Here is a 14,059-nt window from a genome sequence, read left to right as displayed (position 1 = left end):
TCAGCTCGGGGAGTAGTGGCCGGGCTCGAGGCGGTTGGTGACGCCGATCCGGTTCCAGGCGTTGATGCAGATGATCAGGCTGATCAGCTGCGCCAGCTCCTTGTCGGCGAACTGCTCGGCGGCCGCGTCGTACACGTCGTCGGGCACCTTGTCGACGCTGATCAGCGTGATCGACTCGGTCAGTGCCAGCGCGGCGCGCTCCTGCTCGGTGAAGAACTTGCCGGCCTCGCGCCACGCGGCGACCAGGTGCAGCCGCTGCTCGGTCTCGCCCTCGTGCCGGGCGTCCAGGGTGTGCATGTCCAGGCAGTAGGCACAGCCGTTCAGCTGCGAGGCGCGGATCCGGACCAGGTGTGCCAGCAGGGGGTCCAGGCCGGTCGCGGACTGCGCGTCCAGCGCGATCATCGCCTGGTAGAACTCGGGGGCCAGCGAGGCCACCTTCACCCGTCGCTTCGTCGTTGTACTCATACCGCCACGCTAGCCGCGAACCGGCCCAGGAGTATGGTCCACTTCCATGACGGATGGAAGGGCCAATTCCGAGGCGGGCGCGGATCTGCACCTGGACCTGACCGGCAGCCGCGGCCGAGCCGATCTGGTGTCCGCCCTGCACACCTCGATCCGCAGTGGCCGGCTGGTCCCCGGCACCCGGCTGCCGTCGTCCCGGACGCTCGCCAAGGACCTGGGCATCGCCCGGAACACCGTTGCGGACGCCTACGGCCAGTTGGTCGCCGAGGGCTGGCTGACTGCGCGACAGGGGTCCGGCACCGTCGTCGCCGGCCGTCCCGGCGTGGACCCGCCTCCTGCGCCGACCGAACGGCCGATGAGGCGCCGCTTCCGCTACGACCTGCTGCCCGGCTCGCCCGACGTCGCCACGTTCCCGCGGACCGAGTGGCTCGCCGCGGCACGCAAGGCGCTGTCGGCTGCTCCCAACGACGCCTTCGGCTACGGCGATCCGCGTGGCCGGCCCGAGCTGCGGCGGATGCTCGCCGACTACCTGGCCCGGGCCCGCGGCGTCCACGCCGACCCGGATCGCATCCTGATCTGCTCCGGCTACGTTCAGGCCCTCAACCTGCTGAGCGAGACCCTGCGCAACCAGGGCGCCACCACGATCGGCGTGGAGGAGTACGGCTACAGCCTGCACTGGGACGTGATCAGGACCCGCGGCCTGACCGCAGCACCGGTCGCCGTCGACGAGTACGGCGTACTGCCTGACCAGCTGACCGGCCAGGCCGTCCTGCTCACTCCGGCCCACCAGATGCCGACCGGCGTGCCGCTGGTGGCAGAGCGGCGTACGGCGGCCCTGGAGTGGGCCCGGTCAACCGGCGCAGTTTTGATCGAGGACGACTACGACGGCGAGTTCCGCTACGACCGGCAGACCGTCGGCGCGCTGCAGACGCTGGATCCGGAGCGAGTCGTCTACACCGGTACGGCGAGCAAGAGCCTCGCGCCCGGACTGCGGCTGGCCTGGATGGTCGTGCCGCAGCAGCTGATGGAGCCGCTGCTCGCCGCGAAGCGCACTGCGGACCTGCAGACCGCCACGCTCGACCAGCTGATCCTGGCCGAGTACATCGAGTCGGGTCACTACGACCGGCACGTACGCCGCTCCCGACTGCACTACCGCCGTCGCCGCGACCGCCTGGTCGAGCTGCTCGGCGTCCGCGCGCCAGGCGTACGGGTCGCAGGTATCTCGGCCGGTCTGCACGTTCTGCTCGACGTACCGGGCGACGCTCAGGACGTGGTCGACCGGGCCGCCCGCCAGGGACTCGGCGTCGCCAACCTGAACGCGTACCACTTCAACAGCGCCTCGACGCGCCAGGCGCTCGTCGTCGGCTACGGCACACCGCCGGACCACGCGTACTCCGGCGCGCTGGACCTGCTCTGCCAGGTGCTAGGCGTTCTTGACTAGCGCGAGGACCTCGTCGGCGCAGCCCCACGACAGGGTGACGCCGGAACCGCCGTGGCCGTAGCAGTGCACGACGGTCCGGTCGCCGACGCGGACGCTCTCGCAGCGGACCGCCGGACGCGCCGGACGCAGGCCGACGCGGTGCTTGATCACCTTGGCCTGCTTGAGCTGCGGGATGTGTACGGCTGCCCTGGCAAGGATCGCCTCGGCTGTGTTCGGCCGGACGGCCAGGTCCCAGCTGTCGGGCTGGCTGGTGCCACCGATGACGATGTCGTTGGACCGCGGTACGACGTACGTGAGGTCCGTCGGGCTCTCGTCGGCCAGCAGCCACTCGGTCAGGCCGAACTGCTCTACGGTCAGCACCTGCCCGCGGACCGGCGTGACGGTCGGGTCGCCGGCCGTGAGTCGGGAGCCGAGCCCCGCGCAGTTCACGACGACGTCAGCCGTGTTCGGCAGGGCTGACAGGGCGGACCGGGTCAGCGACCCACCGGCAGCCTCGAGCCGCTTGACCAAGTACTGCAGATAGAGCGGCGTCTCGACCACCGGAGTGGTGAACGACCAGCCGTCCTTGAACCCCTTCGGCGGCGCTCCGATCCGCGCGAAATCGGTGAGCACGTCCGCCCAGCCAGGGACCGGAGTCGACTGGGTCAGGTACTCCCGCCCACGCCGCAGCTGCACCGACGGCTCGTTGGCCGACAGCTCCACCAGTTCGCCGTACGTCGTCCGGGCCCACCCGGCGACCCGCTCGGCCGGAGCCGACAGGAACGGGTACCAGATCGCCGCGGCCACCGCCGACGTCGTCTCCAGCGGCAGATCCCGCGCGAACACCCCGACGTCGTACCCAGCCTCAGCCAGTCGGACCGCCGAACTCAGCCCGATCACGCCGGCACCCACCACGATCACGCGCATCCACAGATTGTCACCCGTTCACCACTGTCCCCGCCAGTCACAGGGGTCAGTGCAGATTTACGGCAAGCGAGTAGAGCCGGGTGATCTGGGTCGGTCCGTCGTTGTCGTCGGACAGCAGGAACAGCTGGCGACGGCCGCCGGGCAGGTAGCCGCCGAGGGCCAGCGCCTCGACGTTGTCGAGCAACGGGTTCGGCTGCGGCTGCTTGGCGACGGCACCGGACGGCGGGCAGTCGACCAGGTCGAACAGGAGCTTCTTCTGGACGAAGTCCTTCGCGGGGGCGTTGGCGATCGACTCACGCTTGCTGACGTCCGGCGCGTGCTGGGTGGAGACCGAGAAGACGCGGATGGTGTTGCCGACGTCCGGGACGTACGTGCGCTCCATCGACACGAGTTGGTTGCGGCCGACGACCGCCAGCTCGACCAGGTTCAGGCCGGGGTCGGTCTTGTAGGCGAGCTGGGCGACGGGCTTGTAGGCGTGGCCCGGCAGGCCGGCGTACCGGATGATGCGGTTGTTGTTGCGGCCGGCGGCGTCGGCGCCGTCGGGACTGAGCGGGCCTTCCATTCCGGCGTACAGGGAGAAGCCGTCGGGACTCACGGCGAGCGACTCGAAGGTCGTGTTGCCGGTCGCCTGACCGGCCGGCGCGACCTGGAAGCGCGCGGGGACCGGCAGCGATGCGATCTCCTTGCCGTCCGAGAGCCGGAAGCGCCGGATCGTGGGCTCGCGCTCCGACGTCGCCAGGATGGTCCGCTCGCCGCGCTCGACGACGAGGCCTTCGCCGTCGAAGTCGGCGCCCGTGTACGGCGTACCGTCGGGCCGCGTCAGGATGGTCATCCCGTCGACGGACACGGTGGGCTTGCCGCTGATCCGCAGGTCGAACACGCGGGCCGGGCTGGTCTGCACGTTGTCCACGAGTGCGACCGCGTGGCCGGGCCGCGTCACGTTGAGCGCGGACAGGCCGGAAACCTTCTGCCCGGCGTACGTCGTCTTGTCCAGGCTGTCGGTGAACCCGAGGAAGCGCGCGTCCCGTGAGCAGCTGCCGCCACTGTGACCGGGGGAGGCCGCCGCGGTCAGCGGTGCCGCCAGGGACACGAGTACGACGGCTGTGGACAGCGTGGACTTCCAGCGCATCAGGAACCTCCGGAACGAGGACAGGGCTGCCGAAAAACCTACTCCACGCAGGTTGATCGCCCTGTAACGCGGGGGATCCGCACTGGAAACACCGCCCGGACAGGCTCTGGTGCCATGGACAACCTGTTTCGGTCGCTCGACACCGACCGCGCCAACGTGGTCTGGAAGTGGAAGCTGCTCGAGGAGCTGCGGCAGTCGGGACTGCGCGGCGACGACCCGCGGGTCGAGCGCGCGATCGGGAACGCGCTGGCCGCGGGCCGCCCGTTCGAGCCCGGACAGCCGGAGTGGCTCGACCGCGAGCAGTTCGCGGAGGTCGCCCGGGAGCCCGTCGTGCGGCGTGCGCTGCAGGGTGACCTCGTGGTGCCGCGCACGGAGTTCCAGGAGCTCACCCGCGGCATCGAGGAGATCTACGCCGACCTGCTGCCGGACCGCTCGGGCCAGGTCGCGCAGTACATCCCCACGCTGAAGAACGCGGATCCGGACCGCTTCGCGATCGCAGTCTGTACGGCGGACGGCCAGGGGTTCCAGATCGGCGACACGGGCGCCGGGTTCAGCATCCAGTCGACCTCCAAGCCGTTCAGCTACGCGATGGCGCTGGAGCAGTTCGGCGCGGGCGAGGTGCACACCTGGGTCGGCCAGGAGCAGAGCGGCGGGACCTTCAACGATCCGAAGCTGTCCCTGGACGCGGCGGGCAAGCCGCAGAACCCGATGATCAACGCCGGAGCGATCGCGACGCTGGCCCTGGTCGAGCCGGACGTCGAGGTGTCCGAGCGCTTCGCTCGGGTCGAGCAGACCTGGGCGAAGCTGATGGGCCGCCCGCCGGGCTTCGACCACCGCACGTTCCTGGCCGAGCGGGACACCGGCCACGGCAACCGGGGACTGGCCAACCTGATGGCGGCCCGGGAGATGCTGCGCATGGACCCGACGGACCGGGACGCACCGCAGAAGGCGGCCGAGTTCTACTTCGCGGTGTGCTCGCTGCAGGTGGACGCGGCCGGGCTGGCCGCGGCGGGTGCGACGCTGGCGAACGGTGGCGTTGCGCCGTACAGCGGTGAGCGGGTGTTCTCCCAGGAGACCGCGGGCCGGGTGTTGTCGGTGATGGGGCACAGCGGGATGTACAACGACTCCGGCAAGTTCTCGGACCAGGTCGGGCTGCCCGCCAAGAGCGGCGTCTCGGGCAACGTGATGATGGTGGTGCCGGAGAAGCGGATGGCGGTCGTGACGTTCTCACCGCGGTTGGACGAGGCGGGGAACTCCGTGCGCGGGGTGGAGGTCTGCCGGCAGCTGGTCGAGAAGTTCGGGCTGCACCCGTACAAGAGTCTGGGCGCTTCACGAGAGCTCGGCAGCGCTGTGGATGCCTCACGACGGGCTCTCGGGGGAATGCCGCCGGCTAACTCGCGGCACACTGTCGCCGCCGCCGCGGCACGGCCGCAGGTCCCAGCAGGTGCCGATCGCCAGGGCGACCGGCAGCGCTGACCTCTACTCGTCCATGTGGAAGACGTCGCGGGTGTAGACGCGGTCCGCGACGTCCGCGAGCTCACCGGTCAGGCGGTTGGCCACGATGACGTTCGCGGTGCGCTTGAACTCGTCGAGGTCGTTGATCACCCGCAGGCCCTCGAACGCGTCGGCGTCCAGCGCCGGCTCGTGGATGACGACCTTGACGCCGGCGTCCTTGAGCCGGTTCACGATCCCGATCACGCTGGAGGACCGGAAGTTGTCCGAGCCCTCCTTCATCACCAGGCGGTGGATGCCCACGGTCTCGGGCTTGCCGGCCAGGATCTGCTCGGCGACGAAGTCCTTGCGGGTCGAGTTCGACTCGACGATCGCCTTCATCAGCCGCTGGGGGATGTTGTCGTAGCTGGCCAGCATCTGCCGGGTGTCCTTGGGCAGGCAGTAGCCGCCGTACCCGAACGACGGGTTGTTGTAGCCGGCGCCGATCCGCGGCTCCAGGCTGACGCCGTCGATGATCGCCCGGGTGCTGAGGTCGTGCTGGGCCGCGAAGGTGTCCAGCTCGTTGAAGAAGGCGACCCGCATGGCCAGGTAGGTGTTCGAGAAGAGCTTGATCGCCTCGGCCTCGGTCGATCGGGTCGCGAGGACCGGGGTGTCCGGCCGGGCGGAGCCTGCCAGCAGGAGGTCCGCGAACAGCCGGGCCGCCGGGGTGTCGTCGCCGACGATGATCCGGGCGGGGTTGAGGTTGTCGTGCAGCGCGTGGCCCTCGCGGAGGAACTCCGGCGAGAACACGACCTGGCGGCCGTACTGGGCCGTCATCCGCTCGCTGAACCCGACCGGGACCGTCGACTTGACCACCGGTACGGCGGTCGGCGAGACCTCGACGACCTTCCGGATCACCGACTCCACCGACGAGGTGTCGAAGTTGAGCGTCGTCGGGTCGTAGTCGGTCGGGGTCGCGATCACGACGTAGTCCGCCGCGGCGTAGACCTCGTCGGCCTCGGTGGTGGCGCGGAGGTTCAGAGGCGCGGTGGCCAGGAACTTCGACAGGTCCTCGTCGACGAACGGGCTCTCCTGGCGGTTGACCAGGTCCACGCGCTCCTGGGCGATGTCTACGGCGACGACCTCGTTGTGCTGCGCCAGGATGGCAGCGTTCGAGAGTCCGACGTACCCCAGGCCTGCGACGGCGATCTTCATGGGCAAGGAGGTTACCCGGCGGTGAGCTGCTCGCGGGGAGCAGCCCACCGTCGTACGGGCTACTCGACCGTGACCGACTTGGCCAGGTTGCGCGGCTTGTCGACGTCGTGGCCGAGCGCGACCGACGCGTGGTAGGCCAGCAGCTGCAGCGGGATGGTGAGCAGGATCGGGTCGAGCTCCGGCTCGTTCTTCGGGACCCGGATGACCGCGGCCGCACCGTCGGGTACGACGACGCCCGGGTGCGTCACGACGTACAGGGGGCCCGAGCGCGCGGCGATCTCGTGCAGGGCGCCGATGTTGCGGTCCAGCAGTTCGTCGTCCGGCACGATCGCGACGGTCGGTACGTCGGGCGAGATCAGCGCGAGCGGGCCGTGCTTGAGCTCGGAGGTCTGGTACGCCTCGGCGTGCCGGTAGGAGATCTCCTTGAGCTTCTGCGCGCCCTCGCGAGCGACCGGGTAGCCCCGGGTGCGGCCGACGAAGAAGAGGCTCTCGTGCTTGGCCAGCCGGCCGGCGATCTCGGCCAGTTCCTCTTCGGTGTCGACGATGGCCTGGATCTGCTGCGGAATCTTCTTCAGGCCGTCGATCAGCCGGCGACCGTCGGCGGGGGAGACGTCGCGGATCCGGCCCAGGTGGATGCCGAGCATCGCGAACCCGACCGCCATGTTGGTCAGCGCCTTGGTCGAGGCGACCGACACCTCCGGACCGGCGTGCAGGTAGACGCCGCCGTCGACCTCACGGGCGATGCTCGAGCCGACCGCGTTCACCAGGCCGATCACGCGGCCGCCCTTGCGCTTGAGCTCCTGGACGGCGACCAGGGTGTCCAGCGTCTCGCCGGACTGGCTGACCGCGACGTACAGGGTGTCCCGCTCGACCACTGGGTTGCGGTAGCGGAACTCCGACGCCGGCTCGGCGTCGGCGGGGATCCGGGCGACCTCCTCGATGAACTGCGCCCCGAGCTGACCGGCGTAGTACGCCGAACCGCAGCCGAGGATCTTGACCCGCTTGATCTCGCGGGCCTCCCGGGCGTCCATGTTCAGACCGCCCAGGTGAACGGCGTGGAAGCGCTCGTCGAGCCGGCCGCGGATGACCCGCTGGACGGCCTCGGGCTGCTCGTGGATCTCCTTGACCATGAAGTGCTCGTGCGCGCCGCGCTCGAACTCCTCGGCGTCCCACTCGACCGTCTTCTCGGTCTTGGTCGTGGTCCGCGAGTCCTGGGTGAAGGTGCGGTAGCCGTCGGCGCGGACGGTGGCCAGCTCGCCGTCGTCCAGGTAGACGACCTGGCGGGTGTAGCGGATCAGCGCGGCCGCGTCGGAGGCGACGTGCATCTCGCCGTCGCCGACGCCGAGGATCAGCGGGCTGCCGTTGCGGGCGACCACGATCCGGTCGGGGAAGTCCAGGTCGACCACGGCGATGCCGTAGGTGCCCTCGATCCGGCGCAGGGCGGCCAGCACCTTGTCCTCGAGCGTGTCGCCCTCGGCCTGCTCGATCAGGTGGGCGAGCACCTCGGTGTCGGTGTCGGAGCGCAGCTTGACGCCGGCGTCCTCCAGTTGGGCGCGCAGGACACCGGCGTTGTCGAAGATGCCGTTGTGCACGACCGCGATCCGCTCGTTGCCGCTGGCGTGCGGGTGCGCGTTGTCCTTGCTCGGGCCGCCGTGGGTGGCCCAGCGGGTGTGGCCGATGCCGACCTTGCCACCGAAGCGCTTGGGCAGCGAGGCCTCGAGCTCACGGACGCGGCCGGCGTCCTTGTGGATCTTCAGCTCGCTGGAGCCGACCACCGCGACACCTGCCGAGTCGTATCCGCGGTACTCCAGCCGGGCCAGGCCGTCCACCAGGATGGGCGCGGCCGGCTTGGTGCCGACGTACCCGACGATTCCGCACATGGAAGGGGTTCCTTTCGCTGTTGGTCAGCCGTAGACGATCCGTCGTAGCTGCCGGGCAGACAGTTCGGGGGAGCGGACCGGCCAGTGCCGCAGCTCGTCGCCGAGCCGGGCGAAGATCTCGTCGTTGCGCGCGCCGTAGGTCTGCAGCTCGCGGTGACGGCGCCGGACGTACTCCTCGGTGGTCTCGGTGAAGTACGCGAGCACGTCGGCGACCACTCGCCGGGAGTCCTCGGTGGTCAGGCCGGTGGTCCGGCTGACCTGGTCGACCAGCTCGTCGCTGGGCTGCGTCACCTCACTCATCACCCGACAACTCTGGGGGCTGGGGAGGCGGAAGCCAAGGATCTGCCCGAAATCGGGCAAGAACTGCTGTTTCTTCAGTTTCTGACTGGACTAGAACAGCCGCAGGACGTCGGATTCCATCCCGCGCAGGGCGTCGTAGTCGACCGTGACGCAGTCCAGACCGCGGTCCGTGGCCAGGAACTGGGCCTGCGGTTTGATCAGCTGAGCGGCGAAAACGCCGCGGACCGGCGCGAGCAGCGGGTCGCGGTTCAGCAGTTCGACGTACCGGGTGAGCTGCTCGACGCCGTCGATCTCGCCGCGGCGCTTGATCTCGACCGCGACGTGCTTGCCGTCGGCGTCGCGGCAGAGCAGGTCGACCGGCCCGATCGCCGTCGGGTACTCCCGGCGTACCAGCGTCCAGCCTTCGCCGAAGGTGGTCACGTGCTCGGCGAGCAGCTCCTGCAGGTGCGCCTCGACGCCGTCCTTGATCAGCCCGGGGTCCAGGCCCAGCTCGTACGCCGTGTCGCTGAGCACCTCCTCGAAGGTGATCCGCAGTTCCTCGCCGGCCTTGTTGGTGACGCTCCAGACGCCGTCTTCCTCGGTCAGCTTGCACGGGGGAGACATCCAGTTCAGCGGCTTGTACGACCCGCCGTCGGCGTGGATCAGCACGGAACCGTCCGCCTTCACCATCAGCAGCCGCGGAGCCATCGGGAGATGGGCGGTCAGCCGGCCGGAGTAGTCCACTGAGCAACGAGCAATCACCAGGCGCACGAGGAGACACCGTAGTCCAAGTTCCTGGAGAGTGCATGGAGGATGCGCACTGGGTTCCTGGTGGCGCCCGGCCCCGGGTGGGAATCTGTTGGTACGACGACTTTCTGGGGGAATGCCCGATGAATCTGATGTGCCCAGCCCGAATCCTGCTGCCCTTGCCGGGCACGCCACCACAGGTCTTCGCGGGCGAGCGGATCACTGCTGTGTACGCCGCTGCGTCGGATCCTGCTGCCTCGGAACTAGCTGCCGCCTTCGGCGTTTCGCTGACTGTGGTCGACGATCCAGCCGGGCAACTGCAGGAGATCTCCGACGCTCATCGGGGCGAGACCGTTGTGTTGCTGGGAGCTGACTTGGGTGTTCGTCTGCCGGCCGTGGTCGAGCACACCGGGGACGGCTGGACGTCTGTCGTCGCCGACGGCCTGTTGCAGGCGGCCAACGCCGTCACCGTGCAGACGTACGAGCAACGCGCCGACACCTTCCGTGCGTCGATTCCCCGCGATCCGAACGACAACCTGATCCGCCTGGTCGACAAGGCGCTTCCCTCCGGCGGGATGGTGCTCGAGCTCGGCAGCGGCACCGGCCGCGACGCCGCCGAGCTGGAGCGGCGGGGGCATCAGGTCCGTCGTACGGACGCCACGCTTGCGTTCGTCGAGATGATGCGGGCCGACGGTTTCAAGGCCGACCTGCTGAACGCGCTGACCTCCGACTACGGCGGACCCTACGATCTGGTCTTCGCCGACGCGGTCTTCCTGCACTTCACCGCTGACCAGCTGGCACAGGTGTTCACCAAGTGCGCTGAGGCCGCGCCCTTGCTCGCCTTCACCACCCGCGAAGGCGACGGTGTCGAGTGGTCCAACCGCTTCCTCGATCTCCCGCGCCAGTTCACGCTGTGGGAGGAAGGGCCGCTGCGCGCCTTGCTGGCGGACGCGGGCTGGCGGGTGCAGGAGCTGGAACGCGGCGAGACCCGCGCGGGTGGCTGGTTCCACATTCTCGCCGACCGGGCCGCCGCATGATCCGGGCCGGCGTCATCCTGCTCTCCGACCAGGGCCTCGCCGCTATCGAACGCGTCCGGGGCGGCCGTCGCTATCACACGCTGCCCGGTGGCGGCGTCGAACCGGGGGAGACCTCCGCCGAAGCCGCCGTCCGTGAAACGCACGAGGAGCTGGGACTGATCGTCAAGCTGCACGGCCTCGCCGCTGTCGTGAACTTCCAGCTCACTACCCAGCACTACTACGTCGCCACCGCGCTGAGCGGCACGTTCGGTGCGGGGACCGGCGCCGAGCTGACCTCCCCACCGACTTCCGAGTCAGGCAGTTACCGCGCCGTCTGGCTTCCCCTGTCCGACCTCACTCACCAGGACCTGCGCCCGATGCCCATCGCCACTGCTCTCCAGTCCACTGCGAGCCCTCAGCACCTGCTCGACACTTGGGTCGCCGAGCCCCCGACCTTCGACGAGGTCCCGTCATGACGCCGGTCCTGAGCACGGTCCGGTTCAGCCGAGAGGAGGTGTGAGGTTGACCTCCCAGGTGACTCACCTCATGGGCAGACCAGCGGGCGACTGGCACACTGCGGCCATGGCGCGTGAACTGCAGACAGTCGGTGTGGTCGGGCTCGGCACGATGGGAGCCGGGATCGCGGAAGTGTTCGCCCGGCACGGGCTGACCGTGGTCGGGGTGGAGCGGGACGAGCAGGCGGTCGAGCGCGGCCGCGGGCACATCCAGCACTCCACCGACCGGGCGGTCAAGCGCGGCAAGCTGTCGGTCGAGGACCAGCAGGCGCTGTTCGACCGGGTGACGTTCGCCACCGAGATCGAGGCGCTGGCCGACTGCGACCTGGTGATCGAGGCGGTGATCGAGCGGCTCGAGCTGAAGCGCGAGATCTTCTCCGCGCTCGACAAGGTGGTGCGCGAGGACGCGATCCTGGCCACGAACACCTCGTCCCTGTCGGTCACCGAGATCTCCGTGGCCACCGAGCGCCCGCGCCGCGTGGTCGGCATGCACTTCTTCAACCCTGCCCCCGTGCAGGAGTTCGTCGAGGTGATCAAGACCGTCGTCACCGAGCCGGACGTCGTCGAGGACGTGCTCGCGCTGGCCCGCAAGCTCGACAAGGTCCCGGTCGTCGCCGCGGACCGGGCCGGCTTCATCGCCAACGCGCTCCTGTTCGGGTACCTGAACCACGCGGTCTCGATGGTCGAGTCGCGCTACGCCACCCGCGAGGACGTCGACGCGGCGATGCGGCTCGGCTGCGGGTACCCGATGGGCCCGCTCGCGCTGCTCGACCTGATCGGCCTCGACACGGCGTACGAGATCCTCGACACGATGTACAAGCAGGGCCGCAACCGGCTGCACGCGCCCGCGCCGATCCTCAAGCAGATGGTCACCGCGGGCCTGCTCGGTCGCAAGACCGGCCGCGGCTTCTACACCTACGAGGCGCCGGACTCGCCGGTGGTCGTGGACGACGACCTGACTCCCCGGGTGAACGGTGACGACACCGCGGTCCGCCCGATCCAGCAGATCGGCGTGGTCGGCTCCGGCACGATGGCCGTCGGCATCATCGAGGTCCTCGCCAAGGCCGGGTACGACGTCCTGTACGTCGCCCGCGGCACGGAGAAGGTCGACCGGGTCCGCGCCGGCCTGGAACGCTCGCTGGAGAAGGGTGTTCAGCGCGGCAAGCTGTCGTCGGAGGAGCGCGACGCGGCGCTGACTCGCATCGTCGGTACGGCCAAGCTCGACGACCTCGCCACCGCCGACCTGGTCATCGAGGCCGTCGTCGAGGAGCTCAGCGTCAAGCAGGCCCTGTTCGAGACCTTCGACGAGATCTGCAAGCCCGGCGCGATCCTCGCGACCACCACGTCGAGCCTCCCGGTCATCGACCTCGCCATGGCCACCAAGCGCCCGGCCGACGTCGTCGGCCTGCACTTCTTCAACCCGGCCCCGGTGATGAAGCTCGTCGAGGTCGTCAGCACAGTCAGCACGACGCCCGACGTCGCCGACACCGTCGCGGCCGTAGCCGTTGCCGCCGGCAAGCACCCCGTGCGCTGCGGCGACCGGGCCGGCTTCATCGTCAACGCCCTGCTCTTCCCGTACCTGAACGACGCGGTGCGCATGCTCGAAGCCCACTACGCCGGCGTGGACGACATCGACGCCGCCATGAAGCTCGGCTGCCGCCTCCCGATGGGCCCGTTCGAGCTCCTGGACGTGGTCGGCCTGGACGTGTCACTCGCGATCCAGCGCACGCTGTACCTGGAGTTCCGCGAGCCCGGCTTCGCCCCGGCCCCGCTGCTGGAGCACCTGGTCACCGCCGGCTACCTGGGCCGCAAGACCGCCCGAGGCTTCCGGGACTACACCAACTGACAAGTCGGCCCCGGCGCACAGCACTCAAGTGCCCGCCGGCGCTCCGAGTACTAATCCAGATGCGACTGTGCTGACAGGCGTCCTACTCTCCTGAGATGGAAGCCCGTCAGCCACCCAAGCCCCGGTCGTTGCAGAAGGACGCCGAGGGCCAGTGGGTTCGCCGCTGGACCGGCGCCGACTGGTTCGCGGCAGCCGACGCGTGGGTGCGCACGCAACTGGCAGCAGCCGGGATCACCGTCACCGGTGATCCGATCCCGTACAAGATCCGCTTCTGGGCTGCCGTCTGGTGCTACCCGACCGACCGAGGCCTGTACTGGTTCAAGGAGAACAACCCCGGCCAGTCCTTCGAGGCAGCCCTCGTCGACGCGATGGCCCGGGAACTCCCGCAGCACGTGATCGCCCCGCTCGCGATCGAACCCACCCGCGGCTGGTTCCTCACCGCCGACCAAGGCGCGACCCTCGGCGAACAACTCACCGAGGTCGACCCCTTGCTCCTGTGGCGCCGCCTGGTCGTGGAGTACGCCGCCCTGCAACGCGACACCATCCCCGCCGAACAGGCCCTCCTAGCCAGCGGCCTGACCCAACTCGGCCCAGCCCAACTGGGAGACAAGGTCCACTCCATCGCCGACTGGTTCAGCAACCTCAGCACCGACCACCCCCTCGCGATCGGCTCCCAGGTCGAGCAGCTTCACCGGGCAGCTGACAACCTGGTCGGCTGGGCCTCCAAGTTCTCCGGTGCCATCCCGCTGGCGCTCGACCAGAACGATCTACACGCCTACAACGTGTTCGCGGCGAGCGCGACCGCACCGTTCCGGTTCTTCGATTTCGGCGACGCCCTCTGGGCTCACCCCTTCGTCACGCTCGCCTGCGTCCACGCCGCACTGGTCGACCCCGACGACCCCACCACCTGGTCAGCAGACGATCCTCGCCTCACCGAGATCACCGACGCCTACCTCCACGAGTGGACCGACCTCGCACCCCTCGACGTACTCCACACCGAGCTCGAGGCGGCCCTGCCCCTCCACGTCGTCCACCGGCTGGTCTCCTGGCACCGCCTGCTCGTCCACGCCGACGAGACCGAGGCAGCAGCCTGGGCCGTCTCGCCAGAGCACTGGATCGGCGAGGTCATCCGACTCTTCGGCCAGGACTGACACCCAGCGCGAAACTGACCCTCCACATGCAAGACTCCGAG

General features: G+C 69.4%; 13 protein-coding genes. 6 read left to right on the top strand and 7 right to left on the bottom strand.

Annotated features, from left to right (window positions below; translation table 11 throughout):
* A complete protein-coding gene (locus ACYVIO_RS36740; RefSeq protein WP_460655600.1) occupies positions 1-465 on the bottom strand; it encodes a carboxymuconolactone decarboxylase family protein in 465 nt (154 codons plus the stop codon).
* A gap of 46 nt (positions 466-511) precedes the next feature.
* Here ACYVIO_RS36740 and pdxR point away from each other — a divergent pair, with 46 nt between their 5' ends.
* Positions 512-1,903: a MocR-like pyridoxine biosynthesis transcription factor PdxR gene (gene pdxR, locus ACYVIO_RS36735; RefSeq protein WP_460655599.1), complete on the top strand. Its 1,392-nt coding sequence runs from the start codon at positions 512-514 to the stop codon at positions 1,901-1,903.
* Here the strand turns inward: pdxR and ACYVIO_RS36730 are convergent.
* Together ACYVIO_RS36730 and ACYVIO_RS36725 are read right to left on the bottom strand one after the other, a co-directional pair.
* Positions 1,886-2,809: an FAD-dependent oxidoreductase gene (locus tag ACYVIO_RS36730; protein ID WP_460655598.1), complete on the bottom strand. Its 924-nt coding sequence runs from the start codon at positions 2,807-2,809 to the stop codon at positions 1,886-1,888. The two genes, pdxR and ACYVIO_RS36730, sit on opposite strands and share 18 nt — an antisense overlap.
* Before the next feature lie 46 nt (positions 2,810-2,855).
* Positions 2,856-3,938, bottom strand: a complete 1,083-nt coding sequence (locus ACYVIO_RS36725) for an esterase-like activity of phytase family protein (protein WP_460655597.1) — start codon at positions 3,936-3,938, stop codon at positions 2,856-2,858.
* Positions 3,939-4,052: 114 nt separating this feature from the next.
* Here ACYVIO_RS36725 and glsA point away from each other — a divergent pair, with 114 nt between their 5' ends.
* A complete protein-coding gene (gene glsA, locus ACYVIO_RS36720; RefSeq protein ID WP_460655596.1) occupies positions 4,053-5,414 on the top strand; it encodes a glutaminase A in 1,362 nt (453 codons plus the stop codon).
* 3 nt (positions 5,415-5,417) lie between these two features.
* On the opposite strand, the gene ACYVIO_RS36715 is transcribed toward glsA, so the two are convergent.
* The 4 genes from ACYVIO_RS36715 to nucS all read right to left on the bottom strand — a co-directional run bounded on the left by ACYVIO_RS36715 (position 5,418) and on the right by nucS (position 9,514).
* Entirely contained in the window at positions 5,418-6,584 is a 1,167-nt protein-coding gene (locus ACYVIO_RS36715; RefSeq protein WP_460655595.1) for a nucleotide sugar dehydrogenase, read from the bottom strand.
* Between the two features lie 59 nt (positions 6,585-6,643).
* Positions 6,644-8,464 carry a glutamine--fructose-6-phosphate transaminase (isomerizing) gene (gene glmS / locus ACYVIO_RS36710; RefSeq protein ID WP_460655594.1) on the bottom strand — a complete coding sequence of 607 codons (1,821 nt, stop codon included), beginning with the start codon at positions 8,462-8,464 and terminating at the stop codon, positions 6,644-6,646.
* A 24-nt stretch (positions 8,465-8,488) separates the two neighbouring features.
* Positions 8,489-8,764, bottom strand: coding sequence for a hypothetical protein (locus ACYVIO_RS36705; RefSeq protein ID WP_460655593.1), 276 nt, complete (start codon positions 8,762-8,764; stop codon positions 8,489-8,491).
* Positions 8,765-8,854: 90 nt separating this feature from the next.
* The gene (gene nucS / locus ACYVIO_RS36700; RefSeq protein ID WP_460655592.1) at positions 8,855-9,514 is read right to left on the bottom strand and encodes an endonuclease NucS; all 660 of its coding nucleotides are present in this window, start codon (positions 9,512-9,514) and stop codon (positions 8,855-8,857) included.
* A 119-nt stretch (positions 9,515-9,633) separates the two neighbouring features.
* Between nucS and ACYVIO_RS36695 the strand changes: the two genes are divergently transcribed.
* The 4 genes from ACYVIO_RS36695 (at position 9,634) to ACYVIO_RS36680 (ending at position 14,018) form a co-directional block, all read left to right on the top strand.
* Positions 9,634-10,527, top strand: a complete 894-nt coding sequence (locus ACYVIO_RS36695; RefSeq protein WP_460655591.1) for a methyltransferase domain-containing protein — start codon at positions 9,634-9,636, stop codon at positions 10,525-10,527.
* Positions 10,524-10,982, top strand: coding sequence for an NUDIX hydrolase (locus ACYVIO_RS36690; protein WP_460655590.1), 459 nt, complete (start codon positions 10,524-10,526; stop codon positions 10,980-10,982). Before ACYVIO_RS36695 ends, ACYVIO_RS36690 begins: the two co-directional genes overlap by 4 nt.
* A 106-nt stretch (positions 10,983-11,088) precedes the next feature.
* Complete coding sequence (locus ACYVIO_RS36685) at positions 11,089-12,867, top strand: 3-hydroxyacyl-CoA dehydrogenase family protein (protein ID WP_460655589.1); 1,779 nt, start codon at positions 11,089-11,091, stop codon at positions 12,865-12,867.
* Positions 12,868-12,962: 95 nt separating this feature from the next.
* The gene (locus tag ACYVIO_RS36680) at positions 12,963-14,018 is read left to right on the top strand and encodes a hypothetical protein (RefSeq protein ID WP_460655588.1); all 1,056 of its coding nucleotides are present in this window, start codon (positions 12,963-12,965) and stop codon (positions 14,016-14,018) included.
* The last annotated feature ends 41 nt before the right edge of the window (positions 14,019-14,059 follow it).

It is taken from the genome of Kribbella endophytica (assembly GCF_054781295.1).
Note: the sequence above shows the minus strand (reverse complement) of the source record. Positions and strands in the feature narration are given on the sequence as shown.